The sequence below is a fragment of the Brachybacterium sp. P6-10-X1 genome (assembly GCF_001969445.1).
Classification (GTDB): Bacteria; Actinomycetota; Actinomycetes; order Actinomycetales; family Dermabacteraceae; genus Brachybacterium.
Genome location: NZ_CP017297.1, coordinates 2,807,708 through 2,833,386, shown reverse-complemented (window position 1 = coordinate 2,833,386; position 25,679 = coordinate 2,807,708). Strand labels below are relative to the sequence as shown.

The 25,679-nt window shown below is 71.9% G+C and carries 24 protein-coding genes; 18 read left to right on the top strand and 6 right to left on the bottom strand.

Annotated features, from left to right (window positions below; genetic code table 11):
• Positions 1-44: 44 nt before the first annotated feature.
• Entirely contained in the window at positions 45-1,109 is a 1,065-nt protein-coding gene (locus tag BH708_RS12730) for a LacI family DNA-binding transcriptional regulator (protein ID WP_076809195.1), read from the bottom strand.
• 440 nt (positions 1,110-1,549) lie between these two features.
• Between BH708_RS12730 and BH708_RS12725 the strand changes: the two genes are divergently transcribed.
• The 4 genes from BH708_RS12725 (at position 1,550) to BH708_RS12710 (ending at position 5,772) form a co-directional block, all read left to right on the top strand.
• Entirely contained in the window at positions 1,550-2,584 is a 1,035-nt protein-coding gene (locus BH708_RS12725) for a carbohydrate ABC transporter permease (protein WP_076809194.1), read from the top strand.
• Positions 2,581-3,522, top strand: coding sequence for a carbohydrate ABC transporter permease (locus BH708_RS12720; RefSeq protein WP_076809193.1), 942 nt, complete (start codon positions 2,581-2,583; stop codon positions 3,520-3,522). Before BH708_RS12725 ends, BH708_RS12720 begins: the two co-directional genes overlap by 4 nt.
• 82 nt (positions 3,523-3,604) lie before the next feature.
• Positions 3,605-4,999: an ABC transporter substrate-binding protein gene (locus BH708_RS12715; RefSeq protein WP_076809192.1), complete on the top strand. Its 1,395-nt coding sequence runs from the start codon at positions 3,605-3,607 to the stop codon at positions 4,997-4,999.
• The gene (locus BH708_RS12710; RefSeq protein ID WP_076809191.1) at positions 4,996-5,772 is read left to right on the top strand and encodes a glycerophosphodiester phosphodiesterase; all 777 of its coding nucleotides are present in this window, start codon (positions 4,996-4,998) and stop codon (positions 5,770-5,772) included. The genes BH708_RS12715 and BH708_RS12710 overlap by 4 nt, the downstream gene beginning before the upstream one ends.
• An 89-nt stretch (positions 5,773-5,861) precedes the next feature.
• Here the strand turns inward: BH708_RS12710 and BH708_RS12705 are convergent, their stop codons facing one another.
• Complete coding sequence (locus BH708_RS12705; protein ID WP_076809189.1) at positions 5,862-6,224, bottom strand: hypothetical protein; 363 nt, start codon at positions 6,222-6,224, stop codon at positions 5,862-5,864.
• 312 nt (positions 6,225-6,536) lie between these two features.
• Between BH708_RS12705 and BH708_RS12700 the strand changes: the two genes are divergently transcribed.
• From BH708_RS12700 to BH708_RS12675, 6 genes are all read left to right on the top strand, one after another.
• On the top strand, positions 6,537-7,316 hold the full coding sequence (locus BH708_RS12700; RefSeq protein WP_083713566.1) for a glycerophosphodiester phosphodiesterase family protein: 780 nt from the start codon (positions 6,537-6,539) through the stop codon (positions 7,314-7,316).
• 91 nt (positions 7,317-7,407) lie between these two features.
• The gene (locus BH708_RS12695; RefSeq protein ID WP_076809187.1) at positions 7,408-7,710 is read left to right on the top strand and encodes a hypothetical protein; all 303 of its coding nucleotides are present in this window, start codon (positions 7,408-7,410) and stop codon (positions 7,708-7,710) included.
• Positions 7,707-8,093 (top strand): hypothetical protein, encoded by a 387-nt coding sequence (locus BH708_RS12690; protein WP_076809185.1) that lies wholly within the window; start codon positions 7,707-7,709, stop codon positions 8,091-8,093. Before BH708_RS12695 ends, BH708_RS12690 begins: the two co-directional genes overlap by 4 nt.
• Before the next feature lie 12 nt (positions 8,094-8,105).
• A complete protein-coding gene (locus BH708_RS12685; protein WP_076809183.1) occupies positions 8,106-8,315 on the top strand; it encodes a helix-turn-helix transcriptional regulator in 210 nt (69 codons plus the stop codon).
• A 150-nt stretch (positions 8,316-8,465) separates the two neighbouring features.
• Complete coding sequence (locus BH708_RS12680; RefSeq protein WP_076809181.1) at positions 8,466-10,883, top strand: beta-N-acetylglucosaminidase domain-containing protein; 2,418 nt, start codon at positions 8,466-8,468, stop codon at positions 10,881-10,883.
• A gap of 65 nt (positions 10,884-10,948) precedes the next feature.
• The gene (locus BH708_RS12675) at positions 10,949-11,506 is read left to right on the top strand and encodes a TetR/AcrR family transcriptional regulator (RefSeq protein ID WP_371329809.1); all 558 of its coding nucleotides are present in this window, start codon (positions 10,949-10,951) and stop codon (positions 11,504-11,506) included.
• Here the strand turns inward: BH708_RS12675 and BH708_RS12670 are convergent.
• Positions 11,490-12,785, bottom strand: a complete 1,296-nt coding sequence (locus BH708_RS12670) for an MFS transporter (RefSeq protein ID WP_076809178.1) — start codon at positions 12,783-12,785, stop codon at positions 11,490-11,492. The genes BH708_RS12675 and BH708_RS12670 overlap by 17 nt on opposite strands.
• A 236-nt stretch (positions 12,786-13,021) precedes the next feature.
• On the opposite strand from BH708_RS12670, the gene gdhA reads away from it, so the two are divergent.
• Both gdhA and BH708_RS12660 read left to right on the top strand, forming a co-directional pair.
• Entirely contained in the window at positions 13,022-14,365 is a 1,344-nt protein-coding gene (gene gdhA, locus BH708_RS12665; protein ID WP_076809176.1) for an NADP-specific glutamate dehydrogenase, read from the top strand.
• A gap of 441 nt (positions 14,366-14,806) precedes the next feature.
• Positions 14,807-16,249, top strand: coding sequence for a hypothetical protein (locus BH708_RS12660; RefSeq protein WP_253705320.1), 1,443 nt, complete (start codon positions 14,807-14,809; stop codon positions 16,247-16,249).
• A 129-nt stretch (positions 16,250-16,378) separates the two neighbouring features.
• Here BH708_RS12660 and BH708_RS12655 read toward each other — a convergent pair whose 3' ends face one another.
• Entirely contained in the window at positions 16,379-17,167 is a 789-nt protein-coding gene (locus tag BH708_RS12655; RefSeq protein ID WP_076809172.1) for a fructosamine kinase family protein, read from the bottom strand.
• Positions 17,168-17,365: 198 nt separating this feature from the next.
• Positions 17,366-18,544 carry a phosphotransferase family protein gene (locus BH708_RS12650; protein WP_076809170.1) on the bottom strand — a complete coding sequence of 393 codons (1,179 nt, stop codon included), beginning with the start codon at positions 18,542-18,544 and terminating at the stop codon, positions 17,366-17,368.
• Positions 18,545-18,696: 152 nt separating this feature from the next.
• Between BH708_RS12650 and BH708_RS12645 the strand changes: the two genes are divergently transcribed.
• The 3 genes from BH708_RS12645 (at position 18,697) to BH708_RS12635 (ending at position 20,905) form a co-directional block, all read left to right on the top strand.
• Positions 18,697-19,617 (top strand): sulfite exporter TauE/SafE family protein, encoded by a 921-nt coding sequence (locus tag BH708_RS12645; protein ID WP_076809167.1) that lies wholly within the window; start codon positions 18,697-18,699, stop codon positions 19,615-19,617.
• A 101-nt stretch (positions 19,618-19,718) separates the two neighbouring features.
• Positions 19,719-20,234: a DinB family protein gene (locus BH708_RS12640; protein ID WP_076809165.1), complete on the top strand. Its 516-nt coding sequence runs from the start codon at positions 19,719-19,721 to the stop codon at positions 20,232-20,234.
• A gap of 5 nt (positions 20,235-20,239) precedes the next feature.
• A complete protein-coding gene (locus BH708_RS12635; RefSeq protein ID WP_083713564.1) occupies positions 20,240-20,905 on the top strand; it encodes a GNAT family N-acetyltransferase in 666 nt (221 codons plus the stop codon).
• Between the two features lie 57 nt (positions 20,906-20,962).
• On the opposite strand, the gene hutG is transcribed toward BH708_RS12635, so the two are convergent.
• The gene (gene hutG, locus BH708_RS12630) at positions 20,963-21,985 is read right to left on the bottom strand and encodes a formimidoylglutamase (protein WP_076809163.1); all 1,023 of its coding nucleotides are present in this window, start codon (positions 21,983-21,985) and stop codon (positions 20,963-20,965) included.
• A gap of 43 nt (positions 21,986-22,028) precedes the next feature.
• Here hutG and BH708_RS12625 point away from each other — a divergent pair, with 43 nt between their 5' ends.
• From BH708_RS12625 to hutU, 3 genes are all read left to right on the top strand, one after another.
• Positions 22,029-22,814: an IclR family transcriptional regulator gene (locus BH708_RS12625; RefSeq protein WP_076811237.1), complete on the top strand. Its 786-nt coding sequence runs from the start codon at positions 22,029-22,031 to the stop codon at positions 22,812-22,814.
• 76 nt (positions 22,815-22,890) lie between these two features.
• Positions 22,891-23,751, top strand: coding sequence for a formate/nitrite transporter family protein (locus BH708_RS12620; RefSeq protein ID WP_076809160.1), 861 nt, complete (start codon positions 22,891-22,893; stop codon positions 23,749-23,751).
• A 234-nt stretch (positions 23,752-23,985) separates the two neighbouring features.
• Complete coding sequence (gene hutU / locus BH708_RS12615) at positions 23,986-25,668, top strand: urocanate hydratase (RefSeq protein WP_076809158.1); 1,683 nt, start codon at positions 23,986-23,988, stop codon at positions 25,666-25,668.
• Positions 25,669-25,679 lie beyond the last annotated feature (11 nt).

Below are 25,679 nucleotides of genomic sequence, written 5' to 3'. Positions count from 1 at the left end.
GGCGGGTCGTCGCGAGCCGGGGAGCGGCCAGGGCGCGGGCCGCCTCAGCGGCGCCTCTGCTCCGGCGGTGCGCCGAGCGTCCGACCGGGCAGGAACTGCCCTGCGTGGACCGCATGCCGCACACGCGGCCGGCTCTCCGCAGGCCGATCCTGCCCGTCGGCCGTGCCGGGGCCCGCCCGCGCCCTGGCCAGCAGCTCGTCCATCCGGGCCACGGCCTCCCGGGCCACCTCCGCGACCGGCAGGCGCACGGTGGCCAGGCCGATCAGATCCAGCCCGTCGCCCATGCCGTCGAAGCCCACCGTGCTGACGTCCTCGGGCACTCGCACCCCGCGCTCGGCCGCGGCGCGCAGGAGTTCCAGCGCGACGTAGTCCACGGGGCAGACGATGCAGCTCAGAGGCTCGTCCCGAGCCGCATCGAGAGCCCGACCCACCCCCTGCTCGACCGGCAGCAGCTGCACCTCGCGGGACCGGACCCCGAGCTCGCGGCAGCGCTCGAGAAGACTGCGCATGCGCAGCTCGAACACCCGCGAATAGAGCAGGGGCGCGCTCAGCACCGCGATCCGGCGATGTCCCGCCGCCGCGATCTCCTCGGCGACCCGGCGGCCATGGGCGCGCTCGTCGTAGCTGACGGACTCGATCAGCGGGTGGTCGTTCGGGCGGCCGACGATCATCAGCGGGAGCGTGGTGACCGTCTCGACGAGGTCCTCGGCAGCGGCCACCCCCGTGCCCACGAAGATCCCGGCGACCCGCTGCCCGCGCAAGCGATCCAGCCCCTCGACCTCGGCGGTCCCGTAGTCGTGGCGGAAGGCCGTGACCGAGATCAGAGTGCGCCCAGCGGCCTCGACCGCACGATTCATCTCCGCGTGGAGATGTCCGTACGCGGGGTTCGTGGCATCGCGGATCAGGAGCCCCAGCTGGCGTCCGTGACGCATCGCGAGGCCGCTGGCGACCAGGTTGGGCACATACTCCAGCCGCTTCGCGGCCTCGTGCACCGCGATCACCGCATCAGGGGAGACGCGCTCGCCGCCGCCCTGGAACACGCGGGAGACCGTCGAGCGCGAGACACCGGCGGCGCGCGCCACGTCCTCCATCGTCGGTGGTCGGCTCATGGCCTGCGCTCATCCCCCTGGGTCGACCGGGCGGCGCCCCCTCGGCGGGCACCTCCCCGGGTCCGGGCGGCGATCCGCGTATCCAGCGCAGGGTAGCGCAGCGCGGAATGCCCGCGCGGGCCGACGGGTGGCCGGCGGGTGAAACCTGGGAGCGCGGAGTCGCGAGGGATCGCGCGAGGACGGAACAGTCGGCGACGCGTCGATGAACGCTCGGTGGACGGGGCCCCCGAAAGGCCCCGTCCTGCGGGGCCGGGGCCCCCTCGACCGGGTGTGGGAGCGCTCCCACCTGGGCTGACAGCGGATGTTCACGGTCGGTTCACCACGGCGTCCCTCCTGGTGGTGCCCAGGACGAGGTGGTCCTTACGGTGTGAGCGGTCGACGACGCCGGGCCCGTCCGAACTCCGGATCCGCCCTCCGACCAGGAAGCTGGGAGCGCTCTCATGACACTCGCCGTCCGACCGCACCCCGACCCGGGCCGCTCGGCCCCGCGAGGGGCCGACGGAGGCGCCGGTGCCGCGGGCCCCGGCGCCGAGACACCGGGCACCCGCGGTGCGAGCTCCACCCCCCCCCGGCCCCGGGCCTCCCCGCAGCGCCGCCGGCGTCGGCGCCGGGACGCGATGCTGTTCGGCGCGCTGATCGCCCCGAACCTGATCGCGATCATCGTCTTCTCCTACTACCCGGCCCTCTACAACATCGGCCTCAGCGTCATGGAGTGGGACTTCGTGGCGCCGAGCCCGGAGTTCGTGGGGTTGGAGAACTATGTCGACCTGCTGACCGACCCGAGCTTCGGGCAGGTCCTGCTGAACACGCTCATCTTCACCGGGGTGAGCGTGGTCGGCTCGATCGTCGGCGGTCTGCTGCTGGGAAGCCTGCTGGCCACCAAGGTCCCGCTGACCGGCTTCGCGCAGACCATGGCCTTCGCCCCGCACATGCTCCCCGGAGCGGCCGTCGGCATCCTGTGGCTGTTCATGTTCGACCCGAACTACGGGCTGTCGCGCTGGGCGTTCTCCCTGGTCGGCGCCGCGTCTCCGGATTGGACCACCACCTCGGACTGGTCGCTGTGGGCGATCACCATCGCCTACACCTGGCAGCGCCTCGGCTTCGTGACGGTCATCTGCTACACCGCGATCCTCGATCTGCCGAAGGACCTCTACGAGGCGGCCGCGCTCGACGGGGCCCACGGCGGGAAGCTGCTGCGCCACCTGACCCTGCCGCTGCTGAACCCGATCATCGTCTTCCTCTCGATCACCGGCATCATCTCCGCGGCCCAGGCCTTCGACATCATCTCGATCATGACCAGCGGCGGGCCCGGGGTCTCGTCCAGCACGCTGAGCTGGATGGTCTACGAGGAGGCCTTCCAGAAGTTCGACATCGGCACCGCCTCGGCGGCCGCCACCGTGCTGCTGGCGATCCTGCTGGTGATCACCTACCTGCAGGTCCGCGTCGGCAACAGGAAGGCCAACGACGACTCATGAGCTCCCTGACCCTGAACCCCGACCCCGCCTCCGGGACCCCTGTGAGCTCGGGAGCCTCCGGCACCGATCACGCCGTCGTCGGGCCGCGGGCGAACCGCGGCAGGAGCCGCGGCCCCCGGCGGCCGCGCTGGGTGACCGGCCTGCTCGTCGCCGGGGTGCTCACGACCATCGCGGTGTTCCTCATCCCGCTGTTCTGGCTGTTCTCCTCGTCGCTGAAGCCGCACGGGGAGATCTACTCCTGGCCGCTGCAGTGGATCCCGACCTCGCTGACCCTGGAGAACTTCACCGAGGCGTGGAACTCCGCCCCCTTCGACCGGTTCTTCGTGAACTCGATCGTGACCACCGGGGTCGGCACCTTCTTGGAGATCTCGCTGGCGATCCTGTGCGCCTACGCCTTCGTCTTCGTCGAGTTCCGGTTCAAGAAGATCGCCTTCGCCCTGATCATCGCCTCGCTGATGCTGCCGGGCCACGTCACCCTGATCGTCAACTACATCACCGTGGCGAACCTGGGCTGGCTGAACTCCTACGCCGGGATCATCCTGCCGGGCATCGCCAGCGCCTTCGCGATGTTCCTGCTGTACCAGTACATGCGCACCATCGATCGCGACATCCTGCAGGCCGCGGAGATCGACGGCGCCGGGCACGTCCGTCGCATGCTCACCATCGTGGTACCGCTGTCCAGCCCGATGATCCTCACCGCCACGCTGATCGTGATGGTCGGCAAGTGGAACGAGTACATCTGGCCGCTGATCGTCACCTCCACCGCAGACATGCGCACCCTGCCCATCGGCCTGCTGTTCCTGCGCAGCCAGGAGGGATACAGCAACTGGGGCGTGATCATGGCCGGCGCCGTGTTCGTCTCCCTGCCGATGCTCATCCTGTTCTTCCTGGCCCAGAAGCGCATCATCGGCGGGCTCGCCGCCGGAGCCCTGAAGTGACGGCCCCGCCTCTCGCCGACAGCACGCCGCCCTGCCCCTGACCCGCACCACCACCCCCCCCCCACCTCGAGGAGCGATCCGCATGTCCCGCACCCTGTACACCCCGTCCCGCCGGGGCCTGCTCACCGCGATGGGCCTCGGTGCCGGCGCCGCCGGCCTCGCCGCCTGCGGTTCACCGCTGGGCGGTGGCGACGGCGCCGAGAGCAACATCCGCGACGGCTTCACCCAGGCCGATCTCACGGTCCCGCCCGAGTACGAGGGCCGCACGCCGATCCTGTTCTGGGCGCCCTTCACGGCGGAGAACTTCGAGGTCGTCACGACCCTGTTCACCGAGTTCAACGAGTCCCAGGACGAGATCGTCGCGATCGCGGAGTCCGTGGGCGGGTACGCCGACCTGGTCCAGAAGTTCACCGCCTCCCTGCAGGCGCAGACCGTCCCGGACATCGTCTGCTTCCCCGAGATGCAGTGGCTGCAGTTCCACGCCTCGAATGCGCTCGTGCCGCTGGACGGCTACTTCGACGAGGAATGGAGCACGGACGTGTACATCCCCCACTACGTCCACGAGGGCGTCGTGGCCGGCGAGACGTTCGTGGTGCCCTTCGCCCGCTCCACCCCGCTGTTCTACTTCAACAAGACCCGCTACCAGGAGGCCGGACTGCCCGAGGAAGGGCCCAGCACCTGGGAGGACCTCGCCGAGTTCGCGCCCGAGCTGGCGAAGATCGAGGTCGAGGGTCGCCCGCTGTCGGCGATGGCCTTCTCGGCCGATGCCTGGCACGGCCAGGCGGACATCTGGGGCTTCGGCGGGGCGAACTCGAACGAGGACTTCGAGGTCACCATCCACGACGAGTTCGGGGTCGAGTGGCTGCAGTGGCAGCGGAAGTTCATCCACGACGACGGCTTCGGCTACCTGGCCAAGGACGCCGGGACCGACTTCCAGGCCGGGGTGACCGCCGGCTGGCGCGGTTCGACGGCCTCCCTGACCGGCCAGACCGTGGCGGCGGAGGGGAACTTCGAGGTGGGCGTGGCCTACATGCTCTCGAAGGAGGGCCAGCAGAAGCAGGTCCCGACCGGCGGCTCCGGCCTGTCGATCGTGCGCACCGAATCCCAGGAGCGCCAGGACGCCTGCGCCGAGCTGTTCCGCTTCCTGGCGGGACCCGAGCAGTCCGCCACCTGGCACATCGGCACCGGCTACGTGCCGATCGTCCAGGCCGCCGCGGAGACCCAGGCGGTGAAGGACCTGGTGGCCGAGGACCCCAATTATCTCGTGGCCCTCAACCAGCTCGAGAACGCCCGCACCGCGGACTACACCAACTGGGACGCCGGCCGGGTCGACGAGATCAGTGCCGCCCAGGGGCGTGTCTACGGCGACGGGACGTCGCCCCAGGAGGTCCTGGACACCCTCGCGGCCGGGCTGCAGGAGGGTCTGGACGAGGACCGCGAGGACTACGAGGCCATCGACTTCCAGGGCTGGAAGTGAGCGCCCCCGCCCGCACGACGGGCGTCGCCACGCCCGCACTGGTCGGCCACCGCGGCGCTGCCGCGCTGGCACCGGAGAACACCGTGGCCTCCTTCCGTCGCGGCATCGCCGAGGGCGCCGAGCTGCTCGAGTGCGATGTGCACCTCAGCCGGGACGGGGTCGACGCGATCATCCACGACGCCACCCTCGACCGGACCGCGCAGGAGGAGTCACCGCTGCACACCGGTGCGGTGGCGGATCTGACCCGGGCGCAGCTCGATCGGGTGCTGGTGGGCCACGGCGAGCACATCCCGACCCTGACGGAGGTGCTCGACGTCGCCGTCCGGGAGGACGGCACCCGCGTGACGCTCCTCGTGGAGATCAAGGCGCCGGCCGCCGCCGAGCGCGTCGTCCGGATCCTGTCGGAGTACTTCGACCAGGACTGCTGGGATCAGCCCTCCGCGCCGGCGCAGATCATCTCCTTCCATCCGGACGCCCTGCGGGCGGCGCGGTCGACGGATCCGCGCATCCCGCGGCTGCTGACCACGACGACGACCTCCCCGGAGTTCTTCGAGACCGCGCAGGAGGTGGGCGTCGTCCAGATCGGGGTGCGGATCGCCGATGCGCGGCAGGCGGACGTCGAACGAGCCCGCGAGCTCGGCATCCGGCTCAACCTCTGGACGGCCCGCTCCGAGGAGGAGCTGTCCCGGGCCCTCGAGCTCGGCTGCGACACGCTCACCGTGGATGATCCCGCGTGGGCCCGCGCCCTGATGGAGGGGCCGACGCGGACCTGAGGAGGCCGCTCCGGGGGCGTCCGCCGCGTCGGCGGGCACCCCCGGGAATAGTCAGTCGCACCGGGCACGGTCCGTCGCACCGGGCGAGGTCAGCCGAAGTTCTCGACCTCGACCACCAGGCCGGCGTCGGCCGGGCCGCCGGTGAGCTTCCAGGGATGCTCGACCCCTTCGTCGGCGATCGCGACGCAGTACGCCACGTAGTCGCGGATCGAGGTGTCGATGCCGTCCGCGCAGCGGACGGACAGGGACATCTCCTCGGGCCCGCGGGCTTCCGCTTCCTCCTCGACGACCACGCCGAGCTCCTCGGCGGTCAGCGTCTTGGTGGTGTGGCCGAAGGTCCAGGTGCCGTCGAAGAGGTTCTCGTCCTCCCCGGCTCCCGGGGTCGCGGCGGCCGCGCCGGCCCCCGCGAGCAGTCCCGCCGCGACGGCGAGGCCCGCCAGCGGAGCCACCATGCCTCGACCGGAGCGCCCGTGTGCCGTATCCGCTGCGCGGCGTCGGGGCTCGCGGCGGTCGCGGTGGCCGCTCGTCGTCTTGGTTCTGATCGTGTTCCTGAGCATGGGTTCCCCTTCCCGGGCAGTCCGCCCGATCGGTGCCCGGCCCGTCAGGACGGGCACAGCGCCCTGCGGCAGGACGCAGATCCCCAGTGTGACCCGGACCACTGGGTAGGGTCCAGGGGGTGGGTCCGACCCTCACCGACCGTGCACATCCGCCCAGCCGTCGCCGTGACCAGCGGACCCGTCCCTCGAATCCTCCTCAGGAGCGCCATGACCCAGCAGCCCGACCCGCAGACCGTGTCCCGACGTCCCGCGAGCTCGCCCCCGCGCCCCGCGATCGTCGGGCATCGCGGAGCCGCCGCGCACGCCCCCGAGAACACGCTCGCCTCCTTCCGGCGGGCCCTCGAGGACGGTGCACAGCTGCTGGAGTGCGACGTCCACCTCAGTGCCGACGGCCAGGTGGTGGTCATGCACGACGAGACGATCGACCGCACCGCCGATGCCGCCTCCCCGCTCGCGACCGGCGCGATCGGGGACCTCACCCGCGCCGAACTGGACACGGTGCAGCTCGCGGAGGGGGAGAAGATCCCTTCGCTCGAGGAGCTGTTGGCGGTGACCACCGCGCCGGTGTTCATCGAGGTCAAGGTCGCCGCCGCGGCACGGGCCGTGGCCGAACAGCTCCGCGCCCTGCCGGAGGGATCGCCGGCCGCCGCCTCGACCGTGATCTCCTTCCACGCCGACGCCCTCGCCGAGATCCGCCGCACCACCGACACCCCGGTGTCCTACCTGGTCGAGCAGATCGACGAACGGGCGCTGGAGACCGCCCGTGAGCTGGGGGCGGCCGGTGTCGGCCCGTCGATCCGCGGTCTCTCGCTGCGCGCCGCCGAGGCCGCGCGCACGGCCGGGCTGCAGGTGAACCCATGGACCGTGAACCGCCCTGAGCAGCTCGCCGTCGCGCTCGCCTGCCGCGTCGACACGATCACCACCGACGATCCCGCCTGGGTGCAGCGCGAGCTGGACGTGCGCGAGGGGCCGGGAACGATCGGCTGAAGCATCCGCCCGACCTGCAAGGTCGAGGGCCCTTGACTTCATATGTCAAGCACCCTTGATTGACATGTCAAGGAAGGTTTACTTTCGAGGCATGACCGCGACACCTCGCCCCGTCGTTCCTCCCGACACCGTCAACCCTCTGACCTCCTCGGACGCACTTCGTGACGGTGTCCAGCTCCCGACGCACCGCCCGGGTCCTCCGTGCCCCGACGTCCCCCTGCGGGTGGGGCTCGTCGCCGTGCTGATCGCGCCGCTGACCATCGCTCGCGCGGAGGAGCCCGTCTATCGCGACTATGCCCAGCCCCGGCTCGGCGCCCGGATCGGCGCCGTCGGCGCCCCTGCCGACCGCAGCCGCACCGTTGTCGCCGGATCTTCCCGAAAGGACCTCTCGTGAACGCCACCGCCCGCACCCGCGCCAACCGCGCCTTCGCCCTCCGCTTCACCGCCGGCATCGGCCTGTACGCCGTCGGGCTGGGGCTCGCCGTCGGCGCCGAGTCCATCGGGGGCCCCGGCTGGGTTCCCGCTCTCCTGGTCATCCCCGCCGTCGGCCTCATGGCCTGGGCGAACATCGGTATGTACCGCAGCGGCGACGAGTTCGAGCGCCGCAAGATCGCCGAGGCGATCCTGCTCGCGTTCGTCATCTCCACCCCGCTGATCCTGGCCGTCGGCGTGCTGCAGTTCTACCTGCTGCCCGAGCTGAACTGGATCTTCGCCTTCTCCATCCTGATGCTCTCGTGGGTCATCGGCACCATCGTCTCCGCCGTCCGCTACCGGTGAGAGGAGCCCACCATGCGCAACGACATCAAGGCCCTCCGCACCGACCGGCGCTGGTCCCAGGCCGAGCTCGGCACGGCCCTCGGTGTCTCCCGGCAGACGGTCATCGCCATCGAGAACGACAAGTACGACCCCTCGCTCCCGCTGGCGTTCCGTATCGCCGCCGTCTTCGGCTCCTCGATCGAGACGATCTTCCATCCGGACGACGAGGACCTCTCGGCGTGAACGGCTTAACCTGTTAACCTGACGCTGATTCTGTGGGGCGCGTCACGTCCGTGGCGGCTTCCCTTCCTGCTTCTGCCCACGCCCCGACTCGGACTCCCCGCGCCCGGACACGGGCGCGGCCCGGAAAGGCGCCAGTACCCCGTGCATCGCATGACCTCCTCCTCGTTCCTCCAGCGCACCCCGGCTCCCCGCGCCCCCGGTCTCTCCCGCCGCCACGCCCTCGGCCTCGGGCTCGCGCTCGGCGGCGCACTCGCCCTCCCGCTCCCCGCCGCGCTCGCCGACGGCGGCCCGGGCTCCGGGAGCGTCTCGGATCTGCGCCCGCGTCCACGCTCGGTGCAGGGCAGCGAACACGACGTGGTGCTGCGCGGCCCGGTGACCGTCGTGATCGGTGCGGAGACCGACACCGCCGCCCGGGGCGCCCTCGTCGACGTGCTGGAGAGCGCCGGATCCCGCGTGCGCACCGTCGTCGCGGACTCCGCCGACGACATCGCGTCCGGGCCCCGCATCCACCTCGGCACGCCCGAGGACAACCCCACCCTCACCGCCGAGCTCGACGCCGCCGGGGTCCCCGGTCCGGAGGACCTGGCCGCCGACGGCTACGTCCTGGCGACCGGACGGAACCGGGGGCCGGTCGTCACCCTCGCCGGCCGCGACGCCCGCGGCACCTACTACGCGGTCCAGACCCTGCGCCAGCTGCTCGGCGGCGGGACGCGCGTTCCCGCCGTGCACGTGCGTGACGCTCCCAGGATGGAGATCCGCGGGGCGATCGAGGGCTTCTACGGGATCCCGTGGTCCCACCAGGCCCGCCTGGACCACTTCGCGTTCTACGGCGCGCACAAGCTGAACACGTACATCTACACCCCCAAGGACGACCTCCTGCTGCGCTCCAGGTGGCGCGAGCTGTACGAGGGGGAGGAGCTCGAGAAGCTCGCCGAGCTCGTCGAGACCGCGGGCGCGCACCACGTGAGCTTCACCTACGCGCTCTCGCCCGGCAACGACATCACCTACGGCGGCGACGACGACTTCGACGCCACGGTCACGAAGTTCGACCAGCTGCGCGATCTCGGGGTCACGAGCTTCTACATCGCGCTGGACGACATCCCCGGCGAGCTCGACGACGCCGATGCCGCGCAGTTCGCCTCCCTCGCCGAGGCCCAGGCCCACTACCTCACCCGGGTGCAGGAGGACTACGTCCAGGCCCACGGCCTCGAGCCCCTGCAGACCGTGCCCACCCACTACGCGGGCTCCGAGCCCAGCGACTACAAGACCGCCTTCGGCGAGCAGACCCACCCCGACATCCGGATCCAGTGGACCGGCGAGGGCGTCTTCTCCCCCGAGGTCACCGAGGCCTCCGTGGCGCGGGCGGCCGAGAGCTATCACACCGATCATCTGTTCATCTGGGACAACTTCCCGGTCAACGACGGGCGGCGCGACCGACTGTTCCTGAACCCCCTCGAAGGTCGCGCCCCGACGCTGCACGAGCACGTCGCCGGATTCACCTCGAACCCGATGATCGAGCCCTACGCCTCGCTGATCGCTCTGGCGAACTATGCCGACTACTGCTGGGACCCGATCGTCTACGACGCCGAGGACTCTTGGCAGGCCGTGCTCGACGAGCTCGCCGGCACCGACGAGACGATCCGCCGGGACCTGCGAGTATTCGTCGATCTCAACCTGCACTGGCCCTACCGCGACGGCTCGCCGGCCGCTCCCGCGCTCTCGGCCGACGTCGAGGCCTTCTGGGCGGCGTACGACGCCGGGGCCGACGGCGACCAGGAGCTGAGCGAGCGACTGCGCACCATCATCGGCCTCGAGGACTCTCTGGGGTCGATGGCCTCCCCGGGCTTCTACGGGGACACGCTTCCGTGGATCGTGGCGGCGGGGCACTGGGCCGAGGCGCTGGGCGCCCAGCTCGAGATGCTCCGGGCGATCACCGAGGACCGGCTCGAGGACGCCTCCGCCGCGGCGGCTCGGGTGGGCGAGCACGTCGAGGCCGCCGGGCGGGCGACCGTCCCCGATCAGGGCGCGGACGGCGTCCACCGCGAGGACCAGATCGTCCCCAGAGTCGGCGACGGGGTCTTCGAGACCTTCGTGTCCCGGGCCTGGGAGGAGCTGCGGGCGGTGCTGCCACAGGATCCCTCCCTGCCGTTCCGCGGTCTGCCCGCCACGGCGAGCACGACGCTGGGCACCTACCGCGACCACGTCCCCGAGCGGATGGTCGACGGAGACCTGGCGACCATGTTCTGGTCCGACGCGGCGCCGCAGGTCGACGACGAGATCCGCATCGATCTCGAGGAGACCCACCCGATCACCTTCGCCCGCGTGCAGATGGCGGGCAGCGACACGACCGCCGGGGACCAGATCTACGAGGGCGTCCTCGAGCTGTCGGCCGACGGGGAGAGCTGGACGCAGATCGCCGCCACGGACGGATCGCCCCTGCTCGAGGTGACGCTGCCGGAGGCGCAGGAGGTCGCCTCCGCGCGGGTGCGTGCGACCGGGAAGAACCCCGGCGGGCAGTGGGTGCAGGTGCGAGAGTTCGGTCTGGGGGAGACGGCGCCGGGCTCCTGAGCGTCCCGGGCGGCGTCGGACCCCGTTAGGGCCCGGACGGCGTCGGACCCCGTTAGGGTCTGAGCGTGCCCGTTCCCGCCCGACCCCGACGTCACGATCCGCAGCGCCGTGACCGCATCATCGATGCCTGCCTCGACGTCATCGCCGAGCACGGGGTCGCCGGGGCGTCCCACCGCCGGATCGCGGCCGTGGCGGACGTGCCGCTGGGCTCGATGACGTACCACTTCGCCGGGATGGACGACCTGCTGCGCGAGGCCTTCGCACGCTTCGCCGACCAGATGGCCGTCCGGGTCGAAGAGCGCACCGCGGGTGCGTCGACGCTGGACGAGGCGCTCGCAGCCTTCGGGGCGAACCTCGGCGAGGACGTCTTCGCCACCCAGCGGGAGCTGGTCGTCACCCAGGAGCTCTACACGCTGGCGGCTCGTCGGCCGCAGTACCGTGACCTCACCAGCACCTGGATGGCACGCACCCGCGCGACGCTGGCACCTTTCGTCGACGAGGACACCGCGGTGCTGCTGGACGCCATGAACGAGGGCCTCGCCCTGCACCGGGCGCTGCACACCGCTCCGGCCCGGGCGGATCTGATCGCGGAGGCGCTGCGCCGACTCACCGGGGGGAGCTGATCGACGGGGCGGGCGTCCCCGTGCGCCGGCGCGCCGGCATGCGACGAGTGCTCAGGACACCGGACGCCACGACCACCAGCAGGCCGGCCAGGGGGACCACCAGGAGGCCCACGCGCAGTCCGGCCGCATCGGCGATCAGCCCGACCAGCGGCGGCGAGGCGAGGAAGCCCAGCCGCATCAGCCACGACACGATCGTCAATCCGGTGCCGCGGCGCAGTCCCGGCAGGTCGTCGGCCTCCTGCATGGCCGCGGGCACCAGGGTCGCGCTGCCGAATCCTGCCAGGGCGAAGCCGGCGACCGTTCCCGGCACGGAGGGGACGGCGAGGGCGAGGCCCATGCCGACCGCGATGATCGCCCCACCGGTCCTGGTGACCGAGCGCTGGCCGAACCTGTCCACCATGCCGTCGGCGAGCAGACGCCCGATGAACTGGGCGCCGACCAGGGCGATGAATCCGCCGGCGGCGACGGTGGACGGCGCGCCGAGATCGCGCCCCAGGTAGAGCGAGGCCCAGGAGTTGCCGGAGTCCTCGACCAGGGTGCCGCCCATCGCGATGGCGACGAGGGCGCCGATCAGGAGCATCAGGCGTCCGCGGCTCGCAGCCAGGACTGTTCCGGGCCTGCCGCGATCCGCGTCGCCGCCGGCCGCCTCGACCCCGTCGACCGTCCCGCCCTGCCCCGCCGTCTCCCCCGGGTCCTTGCCGGGCAGGGTGAAGCGCAGCGCGATCACGGAGATCACGGCCAGCAGCACACCGGAGATGCCCAGATGCACCCTGAGCGGGACGTCCAGCGCGATCGCCCCGGCGGCCATGAATCCGCCGATCACCGCTCCGATCGACCACACCGCGTGGAAGGAGTTGATGATCGACCGACCATAGGCGCGCTGGACCCGCAGCCCGTGGGCGTTCTGCGCGACGTCGGCGATCGCGTCGCTCGCGCCGGCGATCAGCAGGGCGAGGGCCAGCAGGGCGGCGGTCGGCGACCAGACGGCCGCGAACAGCCCGAGAGCCGTCAGGATCGTCGCCAGGGTGGCCAGGCGGGCCGATCCGACGACCCGGATCATCGCGCCGGCGCCGAGCCCGGCAAGGATCGCTCCGGTGGGGAAGGCGGCGAGGACCAGCCCGTAGGTGGAGTTGGCGAGCCCCAGCTCCGTCCTGATCTCTGGATAACGGGGGAGGAGGTTTGCCAGCAGCGCCCCGTTCGTCAGGAACAGGACGGCGACCGCTGCGCGGGCGCGGGACGGCGCGCGAGCGGACGGGAGGGAGGGCGGAGCGATCGACATGCGTACGATCGTACCTATGGGTTGGGCGCCCGGCTCCGTGACGCGGGCTACAGTCCGGCCGCCACGTCTCGCAGGACGAATCCCCAGCGCGCAGGGGTAATCGTGTCCGTGCATGTTCACTCATCGAACGGCTCGTGCCCCCGCCGGAAACGGACGCGTACCCTGGGCGGCGCTCCGACCTCCGCCTCGGCGGAGACCCCGTGACCCCGGGACCCCCGGGCCCTGAAAGGACCGCGATGATCGATTCGATGCTCCAGAACACGTACGACCAGGTGCTGCACCGCAACCCCGGGGAACCGGAGTTCCAGCAGGCGGTGCGGGAGGTCTTCGAGTCGCTCGAGGTCATCCAGGGACACCACCCGGAGTACAGCGACCAGGGCATCATCATGCGCCTGTGCGAGCCGGAGCGTCAGATCATCTTCCGCGTCCCCTGGGTCGACGACGAGGGCACCGTGCGGATCAACCGCGGCTTCCGCGTCGAGTACAACTCCGCACTCGGCCCCTACAAGGGCGGCTTGCGGTTCCACCCCTCCGTGAACCTCGGCATCGTGAAGTTCCTCGGCTTCGAGCAGATCTTCAAGAACTCCCTGACCGGCCTGCCCATCGGCGGCGGCAAGGGCGGCTCCGACTTCGACCCGCACGGTCGCAGCGACGGCGAGGTCATGCGCTTCTGCCAGTCGTTCATGACCGAGCTGCACCGCCACATGGGGGAGTACACCGACGTCCCCGCCGGTGACATCGGCGTGGGCGCCCGCGAGATCGGCTACCTCTTCGGACAGTACAAGCGCCTGACCAACCGCTACGAGGCCGGCGTCCTGACCGGGAAGGGCCTGGACTGGGGCGGTTCTCTCGTGCGCAAGGAGGCCACCGGCTACGGTGCCGCGATCTTCGCCGACGAGATGCTCAAGGCTCGCGACTCCTCCTTCGACGGCCGTCGCGTCGGGGTCTCCGGCTCCGGCAACGTCGCGATCTACGCGATCGAGAAGGCGAGGCAGCTCGGCGGGATCCCCGTCACCGCCTCCGACTCCTCCGGCTACGTCGTCGACGAGAACGGCATCGACCTCGAGCTGCTCCAGCAGGTCAAGGAGGTCGAGCGAGGACGCATCAGCGAGTACGCCGATCGTCGGGGCGAGGGCGCCCGATTCGTCCCCGGGGGGAGCGTCTGGGACGTCCCGGTCGACATCGCGCTGCCCAGCGCCACCCAGAACGAGCTCGACGACGACGCCGCCCGCACCCTGGTCAAGAACGGGGTCCTCGCCGTCTCCGAGGGTGCGAACATGCCGTGCACGCCGGAGGCCGTGGGCATCTTCCGCGAGGCCGATGTGGCCTTCGGCCCGGGCAAGGCCGCGAATGCCGGCGGTGTGGCGACCAGCGCTCTGGAGATGCAGCAGAACGCCAGCCGCGATGCCTGGAGCTTCGGACACACCGAGCAGCGGCTGACCGAGATCATGAAGGGCATCCACGCCACCTGCCTGGAGACCGCCGACGAGCTCGGCCGTCCCGGCGACTACGTGGTGGGCGCGAACGTCGCCGGCTTCCGCAAGGTGGCCGACGCGATGATCGCCTTCGGCGTCATCTGAGCCGACCCGCCGCTGCTGCTGCGGGCCGGCGGGCCGCTGAGCCGCGGGCCGCTGAGCTGCGGGCGGCTGCCCGCTCGGCCTGCCCCTGATGATGGGCCGGCGGGTTGCTGCCCGCTCAGCCTGCCCCTGACGCGATCGCGCGCTGTGCTTCCGTTTCTGGAAGCACAGCGCGCGATCGCGTTCGGGATGGGTGGGGCGCCGCGGGTGGTGTGCAACGGGCGGGTGCAGCGGCTCGACCCGGGCCCGGGCGGGGTGCACGCACTCGCCGATGACCCCGGAGGCACGGTGGGTGGGGCGAGCACGTCGGGTCACCCGTCACGGTGATCTCGACCGGCTCGAGGTCGCGAGGGCTTTGCTCGCAGCCCTCGGCGATCCCTCGTGTGATCCGGTGCACAGGTCCGGTGATGAGAACGGTTCGCAACACGTGTTAGCGTGAGCCGCATGATTCATATGAGAACCATTGTCATGAAACGGCGGGCCATCGCCCTGCTCGGCGCCGGGATGCTCGCGCTGTCGGCCTGCGCTGGAGCGGGGGAGGGAGGTGCGGGACGCGAGGGCGGCTCCGACGGCGGGGGGACCGAGCGGGCGCGCGCCTCGGATCGCACCGAGGTCGGGGCCCTGTCGCCGCGCATCGTGCTCGCCCACGACGGCGGCGTCACCACCCTCGATTCGGCCGACGGCAGCACCCTGAACAGCGAGGACGTCGACGGGTACGTGCGGCTGAACCCCGCGGGCGACGGCCGGCACGTCGCGGTCAGCGCTGCGGATTCCATCACCATGTACGACACCGGGCTGCTCGTCCAGGGCCACGGCGACCACTTCCACTTCTACGAGCAGGAACCGGCCCTGACCGATCTCTCGATCGACGCGCCGATGCCCGGGCACGTCGTCCCCCATGGCGAGCGCACCGCGCTGTTCGCCGACGGCACCGGCGACATCACGGTGATCGACCCGAGCGCGCTCGGTGACGGGGACCTCGGCGTGCTCGAGGAGGTCAGCACCGATGACCCCCACCATGGCGTCGCGGTGCCGCTGTCCGACGGCGGCCTGCTCACCACGCAGGGCACCGAGGACGCCCGCAGCACGGTCCAGGTGCTCGACGCCGACGGCAACGTCACCGCCGAGACCGACGACTGCCCCGGAGTGCACGGCGAGGCCGCCGCCCGTCCCACCGAGTCCGGTGACGTCATCAGCCTGGGCTGCGAGAACGGCCCGGTGATCTACCGGGACGGAGAGTTCCACAAGGTCGCCGTCGACGGAGAGTACCAGCGCTCCGGCAACCAGAAGGGTCATGAGGACTCCCCGATCGTGCTCGCCGATCACAAGGTCGAGGCCGACCCTGCTGGAGGCACGGAACACCCCACCGAGATCGCCCTGATCGATACGCGGGACGCCACGATGAGCACCGTCGACCTGGGCTCGCCCTACTGGTTCCGTTCCCTGGACCGCGGCCCGGACGGCGAGGCGCTGGTGCTCACCGCCGACGGGGAGCTGAACATCCTCGATCCCGCCACCGGCGAGATGCTCCACGAGGTGTCGGTGACGCAGGAGTGGACCGAGCCGGAGAACTGGCAGGAGCCCGGCCCGATGCTGGACGTGGCCGACGGCACCGCCTTCGTCGTCGACCCTGCGGCACAGACCCTGACCATGGTCGACGTCGCCAGCGGCGAGATCTACCGCGAGCTGGACCTGCCGGTGGTCCCGCACGAGATCCAGGTGACCACCGGGACCGCCTCCGGCGAGTACGAGGTCACGCCCGGGGCCGACGACGAGGCCGCGGAGGATGCCGCATCAGGCGATGCGGCGAGCGACGGCGGCGGCGAGCACGACGGCCACGAGCACGCGGACCACGGCGGCGGCGAGCACGAGACCGAGGAGCACTGACCTGATCCGCCCTCACGCCGTTGCGCGCTGAGCTTCCGATCCGGGAAGCACAGCGCGCAACGGTGATGGTGACGGCGGCGAGGGCGAGGGCACGACGACGGGTGCGGGCCGCGCAGGCGTCGGTGCCGGTCAGAACCCCAGCTGGTCGGCGCGGGCGATGATCGCCTCGGCCGTGGCGATCGCCTGGTCGACGTAGGCCTCGCCGAACAGGTGCACATGGGCCAGCAGCCCGAAGAACAGGTGGGCGGGCAGATCCTGCTCCCAGTCGCCCGGCATCGGGTGCTCCGCCTCGTACCCCTCGAAGATCTCGTCCAGGAACGGGGCGCCGAACAGCGACAGCATCGCCAGGTCCTCGAGGCGGTGGCCGCCGTGCGCGGCAGGGTCGATGAGGGTCACGCCGTCGGCGGTCCAGAGCAGGTTCCCGGACCACAGATCGCCGTGGACCCGCGAGGCCTCCTCGGTGCCCTGCCCGCTGATCCCGTCGAAGGCGCCGTCGGCGATCACGTCGATCGCCTCGTCGACCGTGTCGTGGCCGTCGGCGCCCAGGGTGCGGGTGACGCGGTCGGCCAGCGGGCGCAGGCGGTCGTCGGCCCAGAAATCGGGGAAGTCCTCGCGCACGTCGGAGGCGACGTCGAAGGGCTTCTCGAGCGGCCCGAACCACGCCTTGTCCCCGGGCGTCCAGCCGAAGCCCGCGGCGCCGGCGTCGTGCAGCCGTGCCAGGCGGCGGCCGAACTCGCGGGCGGCCTCGGCCGTCGGCTCGACGGACTCCAGGCGCTCCAGGCGCAGCTCGTCCTTGCCCGACTCGAGCACGGACACCACGGGCACGGCCTGCGGCTCATCCAGCCAGGCGAGGCCCGCCGCCTCGGCGGCGAAGTATCCCTGGGGCGCGCTCGGACCGGTCTTCACGAAGTCATTCATGGGCCCACAGTACGCAGATGTCCAGGGGTGGGCGCCACCCGGACCGGACGGCTGCTCGGTCACACCCGCGGAGGGGCCGGTCAGGACGCGGTCCCGCCGTGCTCGGCCGTCCCGCTGTGCTCGAGCCTCCGGCTGTGCTCGACCCTCCCGTCGTGCTCGGCCGTGCCGGCTGTCCCGGCGCCCGGGATGCCGGGACGCTCAGACCTCGATGCCCAGCTCGGCGGCCAGAGTTCCGCGCAGCACCGGCAGCACCCGACGGTGCGAGGCCCGGGTCGCCGCGCGCGAGGCGACGTGCACCAGCATCGCGGTGCGCTCGTACGCGGTCCACGCCCGCATCCGCCGCCGCAGCGCATCGACGTCGGCGATCGAGGACGGCACCTCGCCGTGCTCGGCGCGGGCGCGCACATAGGCGTCGACGAACGTCGTCACCTGCTCCTCGGGAAGCGGCACGTACCAGGGTCCTCCGTGCACGGCGCCGCCGATGATCGCCAGGTCACGGGCGGGATCATCACCCTGGGCCCACTCGAAGTCGATGTAGCGCACGACGGGGCCGGGCCGGTCCCGCGCGCCGTCCCCGTCGGCGGCAGGCCCCGCGCCGCCGTGCTCCCACATGATGTTCGTGGTGCACAGGTCGCCGTGGGCGAGGACGAACCCGTCCAGCTCCGCGATCTCCCCCTCGATGCCGGCGACGCGTTCCCGCGCGGCCGCCAGGAACGGCTCCAGGCCGTGCTCGGCGAGCACGATGCCGTGCTGCTCCTCCCAGGAGGCGACCTCCTGCTCCACCTCGTGCAGCAGGGAGGGCGTTCCGGGCGGGACCGCGGCCCAGGGGTCCTCGCCGAGGGTGATCGGTCCGCGCCCCGGAGCGGGGACGGCGTGCAGCTGCGCGAGACGAGCGGCATGGGCGTCCAGATGTCGCTGCGTCCAGGCCTCGGGAGCCGCCGCGGTGCCCGACACGTCGGAGGTCACCACGTACGGATGGCCGAGGGGGCTGGTGCTCGGGTCGTCGTGCACGGCGATCGGGACGGGCCCCACCCAGCGCGGGGACAGGGTCAGCGCCGCGATCTCGTGGACGAGGCCCTGGTGCAGCTCCGACGGGGCGACGTGCGGGATCCGCACGATGACCGGCGCTTTCTTCTGCGGGATCACGCGCCAGGCGGCGAAGCGCTCGCCGACTCCCGCCAGGACCGCGTGCGCGGTGCCGGAGAGCGAGGACCGCTGCACCGACCGATGCAGTCCGGGCAGGGGCAGCGGGGAGACGCCCCCGCGCCGGGGGAGGGCCAGTGTGCCATCGGCCCAGGCCTCGACCAGCCGCCGCCCCATCGCGGGGGACGCGGGATCCAGCAGGGCCGTGGGATGGCCGGGCTGACCGGGAACCATGGCACCTCCTGGGACGGGCCTTCGATCCTACGTGGCCGCCGACTGATCCTCCGCGGCCGCCGGCTGACTCTCCGCGGCCGCCGGCCCGGGGACCGGCGGTGAGCGAGTACCTTGGATGCCGACCTGTTCCGCCGTCCCCCAGGAGTCCGCCCATGGAGCTCGCCCTGCTCGCGATCGGCGTCGGGGTCGGTGTCGGGATCGTGGTCGGGGCGCTCGGTGCGGGCGGCGGGATCCTCGCCGTGCCCGTCCTGGTGTTCCTGCTCGGCATGCCCGCGCACTCCGCGACGGCCTCCAGCCTGATCATCGTGCTGATCACCGCGCTGGTCAGCCTGCCGCACCATGCCCGTCACGGGAACGTCGAATGGCGCAACGGGCTCGTGTTCGCTGGGGTCTCGGTCGTCGGGGCGATCGTCGGCTCCCGCCTGTCCTCGCTGGTGCCGGCGCCCGTTCTGCTCACCCTGTTCGGCGTGATGCTCGTCGGCGTGGCGGTGATGATGCTGCGCCGAGGGCTGCGCAGCCGCGCGGAGGAGCGCGCCGAGGCCGCCGCGCACTCCTGGCGGGCGGAGCACGAGGCCGACGAGCCGGTGACCACCCACGACGATCCCGTGCTGGACCAGCCCGGCCCCGACACCGTCGAGTCGGCCGACGGGATCCAGCGCCATCACGGCGAGCCCGAGCTGCCGACGACGCCGGCCGCTCCCGCCTCCCCGCGCCTCCCGATCGTCCTGGTCACGGCGACCGTCACCGGATTCCTCACCGGTTTCTTCGGCGTGGGCGGCGGCTTCATCGTGGTGCCGATGCTGGTGATCGCGCTGGGCCTGGCGATGCGTCGTGCCTCCGGGACCAGCCTGCTGGTGATGGTGATCGCGACGGCCTCCAGCCTGCTGGCCCGCCTCGGCACCGAGGTGCAGATCGACTGGGCGACCACGCTGATCTTCGCGGCCGGCTCGGCCGTCGGCGGTCTCCTCGGGGGGCCGCTGTCGACCAGGGCACGCCCATCGACGCTGACTCTGCTGTTCTCCGTGCTGCTGGGCGGGGTCGCGGCCGTGACCCTCGCCCAGACGCTGCTGTGAGGCGGGTCGCGCCGCGCTGAGGCGAGGCGCGATCCGTCCCCGGTGCGCTCCCCTCGAGAATTCGCTGGTCGAGCGCCGGCGTCCGTGGAAACCTGATCGCCATGACAGCTCACGATCCCCGCCGCTTCGGACCGATGACCGCTCCCGAGCGGGAGACCCTCGATCACTGGGTCGACTTCTATCGCCAGAGCCTGCTGCTGAAGATCGACGGCCTGGGCCCCGATCAGCTGTGCCGTCGCTCCGTGCCGCCGTCGACCATGAGCCCGATCGGTCTCGTCCGCCACCTCACCGAGGTCGAGGCGTACTGGCTGCGCGAGGTCCTGCTGGACGAGGAGCAGCCTGACCTGTACTGCACGGTGACCAGCCGGGAGGGGGACTTCGACGACGTCGATCCCGCGACCGCCGGGGCCGATGTCGAGCGGTACCGCGCAGAGCTCGTCGCCACCCGTGCCGCGCAGGCGAGCTGGACGGACCTCGACGGGCCCGTGCGCGGGCTGCGCCGCGGCGAGACGGTGAATCTGCGCTGGATCCTCAGCCATCTGATCGAGGAATACGCCCGCCATCTCGGACATCTCGACCTGCTGCGCGAGGCGATCGACGGGCGTACCGGATACTGAGGTGCATGTCCGACGACCCCGTCTGCCACCCCGACGAGCCCGATCCCGTCGTCCCGCACCGCCGCGCAGCAGCCGGCCCAGTGAGCCCTGAGCAGGTCACCCTGCGCACGCTCACCTCCTCCGATGCCCCTGCACTGGTCGATCTCGAGACCCGCAACCGCGATCTTCTGCTGATCGGCGCGCCGGCCCGCTCCGAGGACTGGTTCACCGAAGCAGGTCAGCGCACCGCGATCGCCCACGCGCTCGCCGCCCGCGAAGCCGGGCGCAGCCTGCCTCTGGGGATCTGGCTCGAGGAGCAGGGGGAGGTGTGTCTGGTCGGCCGCCTGACCCTCTCGGGGATCACTCGGGGCGCCTTCGAGTCCGCCTCGCTCGGCTACTGGGTGGACCACCTCGTCACGGGCCGCGGCATCGCCACGCACGCCGTCCGCGCCGCGATCGCCGTGGCCTTCGGGGCGCTGCGCCTGCACCGACTGCAGGCCGAGGTGCAGGTCGGCAACGACATCTCGGTGCATCTGCTTCAGCGCTGCGGCTTCTTCGAGTACGGGCTCGCCCCCTCCTACCTGCGCCTCGGCGGGGACTGGGCCGACTGCCGGCTGTTCCAGCTGGTCGACGCCCGCTGGCGGCCGACGGAGCACGCCCCGGAGGTCGCTGGAGCAGAGCAGACGGTCTGACGCGTCGGATGGAGGAGGCGATAGCGACGCGTCAGACCTCCACTCCGTGAGACCGTCTCAGGCATCGCCGCGGGCGACCTCGCGCACGGCGTCGTCGATGAGGCGGGCGGCCGCACGGGCGGTGCGCCCGTCGGCGTCGAGCGACGGATTCAGCTCCACCACGTCCACCAGGGCGAGCTTCCCACTGCCCGCCGCGGCGCGCACGGCCGCCGCGATCAGCGGCAGCGGGACCCCGTAGGCCGCCGGGGCGGAGACGCCCGGCGCGGTCGCGGCCGGCAGCACGTCCATGTCGATCGTGAGGTAGAGAATGTCCAGCTCAGCGGCGAACTCCTCGACGAACTCCCGGACCCCGTCGGCGCCCGCCTCCAGGCATTGCTGATCGGTCCGCCAGGTGACGCCGAGCTCTCGGGCCCGAGCGAACAGGGTGCCGGTGTTGGAGGGCTCGGCGATCCCGAGCACCGCGTAGCGCAGGTCGCGGCCCGCCTGCTGTTCGGCGCCGGCCATCTGGGCGAAGGGGGTGCCGGAGGTGGCTCGCGGTTCCTCGCGCAGGTCGAAATGGGCATCGAGGTTCATCACCCCCCAGCGCTGTCCCGCCCGCGGTCCGAGACCGGAGCCCATCAGCCCTCGATACGAGGACCAGGCGGTCTCGTGCCCGCCGCCGAGCACCACGCTCAGCCGGGCACCGGGCCGATCCAGCGCCGCGCTGGTCAGCGCCGCCGCACGGGCCTGTCCTCCCTCGAGGTCCTCCCCGGTCGTCTCCGCGTCTCCCAGATCGTGCAGGCCCACCGCACCGTCGGCCAACGGCCCGTGCAGCGCCAGCGGTGCCAGCGCGCGTCGCAGCGCCGCCGGACCGTCGGCAGCCCCGACCCGCCCGCGGTTGCGGCGCACTCCCTCGTCCGAGCGAAAACCCAGCAGGGCGATGTGTGGGGGCTCGGCCGACGAGGACTCGGCCGACGGCGACTCGGCCGAGGTGCCCTCGGCTCCCACCACCTGCACCCGCTGGTGCCAGCGGGCGTGCTCGGGGCCGTCGCCGTCGTGCCGGCCGCTCCAGAGTGAGGTGGTGTCGGGGGAGGTCGTCATCGAGGCTCCTCAGCTCGTGGTCCGGGTGGCATCCTGGACCATCATGGCACCCCCGAAAGTCCCTGCCGCCGACGCGACGGTGCGGATGCTGACCTTCCTCGCCGCGCAGCGCTCGCCGATCGCCGCCGCCCGCATCGCCGACGAGCTCGACCTGCCCCGCTCGCGCACCTACGACCTGCTCGCGACGCTGGTCGAGCACGGGTTCGTCATGCATCTGGACCAGGAGCGGGTGTACGGGCTGGGCCCGGCGGCCCATGAGCTCTCCGGCGCCTTCCTGCGCCAGGAGCCGCTGGCGCGGATCGGTCGCCGCGTGATGGAGGCGATGGTCGACGAGGTCGGGGAGTCCGGGCACCTCGCGGTGCTGCACGGCCGGGACGTCCTCTACGTGATCGAGGAGCGCGCCCGGAACCGGCCCGGTCTGGTGACCGACGTCGGGGTGCGACTGTCCGCGCACCTGACCGCGAGCGGCCGCGCGATCCTGGCCGAGCTCCCCCCGGCGCAGCTGCGCGCCCTCTTCGGCACCCGCGCCGACTTCACGGCCCGGACCGCGGTCAGGGGCCCCGAGGGCCCGCGCGATCTGCGAGAGCTGCTGGCCCGGGTGCGGGCCGACGGGGTCGCCCACGAGACCGGGGAGGTCACCGAGGAGCTCGCCTCGGTGGCGGCGGTGGTCCGCGATCACGCCGGCTGGCCCGCGGCCTCGGTCGCGATCACCTTCGAGGAGGCACGTGTCACCGAGGCCGATCGCGAGCGCTGCACGGCCGCCGTGCGCGCCGCCGCCGCGGAGATCACCCGGAGGCTCGGCGGACCCCTCCCGGAGAGATCGGCGTGACGCGGCGTTCACCGGGTGACAGGGCTGCTGCTGATAGCGTGCCCGACGCAGGAACTCCTGGAGAGGGGCGGCGCCGATGGTCCGACAGCACAAGCGCGACGAGGCCGAGGAACGCCGACGCCTCGGAGCGACCGACGAGCCCGTCGAGGACGCGCTGGTCGAGGAGTTCCGCAACACGGTTGCCGAGGGCGCCAACCGGCTGAACCGCACGTGGCGGGCCCTGATCATCACCGGACTGTTCGGCGGGATCGACGTCGGCCTCGGCCTGATGGCGATGCTCGCCGTGCTGCACGCGACCGATTCGAAGCTGCTCGGCGGGCTCGCCTTCGGCATCGGCCTGTACGCGATGCGGCTCGCACACTCGGAGCTGTTCACCGAGGACTTCCTGCTGCCCCTGAACGCGGTCGTCTCCCATCACGGCACCTGGCTGCAGCTGCTGCGCCTGTGGGCGACGACGCTGGTGACGAACCTGCTGGGCGGATGGGCCTTCGCCTGGATCGTGGTGGCCGCCTTCCCGGTCTTCGAGGACGACCTGATCGAGACGGCCACGAGCTACATGGACAAAGGGCTGACCCTCGAGACCGGCGCCCTCGCCGTGCTGGCGGGCTTCACGATCACGCTCATCACCCGCATGAACCAGGGATCCAGCGAAGGGATCGCGACGCTCGCGAACTCTCTGATCTCCGGGCTGCTGGTGGTGGGCCTGGGGATGCTCCACGGCGCGCTGAGCTCCGCGGTGATCTTCGGGGCGATGCACACCGGGGCCGACATCCCCTACCTCGACTGGCTGGTCTGGCTCTGCTGGGTGATCCCGCTGAACATGATCGGCGGGCTCGTGATCCTCGCCGCCCCCCGCCTGCTGCGCACCTGGGAGCTGGTCACCCAGGAGCGCGCCGCCCAGGACCGGGAGCGGGACGAACCCTCCGTCGTCGTCTGACCTCGATCGCCCCCGGTGGGCCTCCGCCGCGACCGGTCGATCCGGCCGCCATGGGCCGATCGCGGTGACCGTCGTCGACCGAACCGTCCGCCTCCGGGCGCGCCCGTCGACCGCTCCTGCTGTCCGGGATACCGGACACGATCGCTCCCGACCCTCTCGACCCGGTATCGGCCCGGGTGCTGTCCTGGGTCGAACACCGCGACAGACCCCGACCCCCGAACCCAGGAGCCAGAGATGACCCTCCCCGGAGCCCGCCCTGTCCGCGCCCCCCGCGGCACCGATCTCAGCGCGAAGTCCTGGCAGACCGAGGCCCCCCTGCGCATGCTCATGAACAACCTCGACCCCGAGGTCGCCGAGCGCCCCGACGACCTCGTCGTCTACGGCGGGACCGGCCGCGCCGCCCGGTCCTGGGACGCCTACGACGCGATCGTCGAGACCCTGCAGGATCTGGAGGAGGACGAGACGCTGCTGGTCCAGTCCGGCAAGCCCGTCGGTGTGCTGCGCACCCACGAATGGGCGCCCCGCGTGCTGCTGGCCAATTCCAACCTGGTCGGCGACTGGGCCACCTGGCCCGAGTTCCGCACGCTCGAGGCCGAGGGCCTGACCATGTACGGGCAGATGACCGCCGGCTCGTGGATCTACATCGCCACCCAGGGTATCCTCCAGGGCACCTACGAGACCTTCGCCGCGGTGGCCGCCAAGCGTTTCGGCGGAACGCTCGCCGGCACCATCACCCTGACCGGCGGCTGCGGCGGCATGGGCGGGGCCCAGCCCCTGGCGGTGACCCTCAACGACGGCGTGTGCCTGATCGCGGACGTCGACCGCGCCCGCCTCGAGCGCCGCGTCGCCAAGCGCTACTGCCACGAGATCGCGGACGACCTCGAGGACGCCATCACTCGCGCCAACGCCGCCAAGGCGGACAGGCGCGGACTCTCGATCGGCATCGTCGGCAACGCCGCCGAGATCTTCCCCGCCCTGCTCGAACGTCATCGGGCCGGCGATGTCCACATCGACGTCGTCACCGATCAGACCAGCGCCCACGACCCCCTGAGCTACCTCCCCACCGAGGTGAGCGTCGAGGAATGGCACCGTGAGGCCGCGGCCGACGAGGAGGGCTTCACGAAGAAGTCCCGCGAGTCCATGGCCCGGCAGGTCCAGGCCATGGTCGAGTTCCAGGACGCCGGTGCCGAGGTGTTCGACTACGGCAACTCCATCCGGGACGAGGCCCGCCACGCCGGCTATGACCGCGCCTTCGCCTTCCCCGGCTTCGTGCCCGCCTACATCCGCCCCCTGTTCTGCGAGGGCCTCGGCCCCTTCCGCTGGGTGGCGCTGTCCGGCGACCCCGAGGACATCAAGGTCACCGATGCGGCGCTGAAGGAGCTGTTCCCCGAGAACGCGCACCTGCACCGCTGGCTCGACGCGGCCGACGAGTACGTCGAGTTCGAGGGCCTGCCCGCCCGCATCTGCTGGCTCGGCTATGGGGAGCGGCACCGCGCCGGGATGCTCTTCAACGACCTCGTGCGCGACGGCAAGGTCACGGCCCCGATCGTCATCGGCCGCGACCACCTCGACTCCGGGTCCGTCGCCTCCCCGTACCGCGAGACCGAGGCGATGCTCGACGGCTCCGACGCGATTGCCGACTGGCCGCTGCTGAATGCCCTGACCGCCACCTCCTCCGGCGCCACCTGGGTCTCCATCCACCACGGCGGCGGCGTCGGCATCGGCCGGTCGATCCACGCCGGCCAGGTGGGCCTGGCCGACGGCACCGAGCTCGCGGGGCGCAAGCTCGAGCGTCTGCTGACCAACGATCCCGCGATGGGCGTGATCCGCCACGTCGACGCCGGCTACTCGCGCGCCGACCAGGTCGCCCACGAGCGCGGCGTGCGGGTCCCGATGACTCCCCTTCGGCGCGACTGACGCCCTCCCGC

Excerpts from the sequence above, each read along its gene's own strand:
- BH708_RS12730 (WP_076809195.1), bottom strand. The coding sequence starts at position 1,109 with ATGAGCCGACCACCGACGATGGAGGACGTGGCGCGCGCCGCCGGTGTC.
- BH708_RS12725 (WP_076809194.1), top strand. The coding sequence starts at position 1,550 with ATGACACTCGCCGTCCGACCGCACCCCGACCCGGGCCGCTCGGCCCCG.
- BH708_RS12720 (WP_076809193.1), top strand. The coding sequence starts at position 2,581 with ATGAGCTCCCTGACCCTGAACCCCGACCCCGCCTCCGGGACCCCTGTG.
- BH708_RS12715 (WP_076809192.1), top strand. The coding sequence starts at position 3,605 with ATGTCCCGCACCCTGTACACCCCGTCCCGCCGGGGCCTGCTCACCGCG.
- BH708_RS12705 (WP_076809189.1), bottom strand. The coding sequence starts at position 6,224 with ATGGTGGCTCCGCTGGCGGGCCTCGCCGTCGCGGCGGGACTGCTCGCG.
- BH708_RS12700 (WP_083713566.1), top strand. The coding sequence starts at position 6,537 with ATGACCCAGCAGCCCGACCCGCAGACCGTGTCCCGACGTCCCGCGAGC.
- BH708_RS12695 (WP_076809187.1), top strand. The coding sequence starts at position 7,408 with ATGACCGCGACACCTCGCCCCGTCGTTCCTCCCGACACCGTCAACCCT.
- BH708_RS12685 (WP_076809183.1), top strand. The coding sequence starts at position 8,106 with ATGCGCAACGACATCAAGGCCCTCCGCACCGACCGGCGCTGGTCCCAG.
- BH708_RS12680 (WP_076809181.1), top strand. The coding sequence starts at position 8,466 with ATGACCTCCTCCTCGTTCCTCCAGCGCACCCCGGCTCCCCGCGCCCCC.
- BH708_RS12670 (WP_076809178.1), bottom strand. The coding sequence starts at position 12,785 with ATGTCGATCGCTCCGCCCTCCCTCCCGTCCGCTCGCGCGCCGTCCCGC.
- gdhA (WP_076809176.1), top strand. The coding sequence starts at position 13,022 with ATGATCGATTCGATGCTCCAGAACACGTACGACCAGGTGCTGCACCGC.
- BH708_RS12660 (WP_253705320.1), top strand. The coding sequence starts at position 14,807 with ATGATTCATATGAGAACCATTGTCATGAAACGGCGGGCCATCGCCCTG.
- BH708_RS12655 (WP_076809172.1), bottom strand. The coding sequence starts at position 17,167 with ATGAATGACTTCGTGAAGACCGGTCCGAGCGCGCCCCAGGGATACTTC.
- BH708_RS12650 (WP_076809170.1), bottom strand. The coding sequence starts at position 18,544 with ATGGTTCCCGGTCAGCCCGGCCATCCCACGGCCCTGCTGGATCCCGCG.
- BH708_RS12645 (WP_076809167.1), top strand. The coding sequence starts at position 18,697 with ATGGAGCTCGCCCTGCTCGCGATCGGCGTCGGGGTCGGTGTCGGGATC.
- BH708_RS12640 (WP_076809165.1), top strand. The coding sequence starts at position 19,719 with ATGACAGCTCACGATCCCCGCCGCTTCGGACCGATGACCGCTCCCGAG.
- BH708_RS12635 (WP_083713564.1), top strand. The coding sequence starts at position 20,240 with ATGTCCGACGACCCCGTCTGCCACCCCGACGAGCCCGATCCCGTCGTC.
- hutG (WP_076809163.1), bottom strand. The coding sequence starts at position 21,985 with ATGACGACCTCCCCCGACACCACCTCACTCTGGAGCGGCCGGCACGAC.
- BH708_RS12625 (WP_076811237.1), top strand. The coding sequence starts at position 22,029 with ATGGCACCCCCGAAAGTCCCTGCCGCCGACGCGACGGTGCGGATGCTG.
- BH708_RS12620 (WP_076809160.1), top strand. The coding sequence starts at position 22,891 with ATGGTCCGACAGCACAAGCGCGACGAGGCCGAGGAACGCCGACGCCTC.
- hutU (WP_076809158.1), top strand. The coding sequence starts at position 23,986 with ATGACCCTCCCCGGAGCCCGCCCTGTCCGCGCCCCCCGCGGCACCGAT.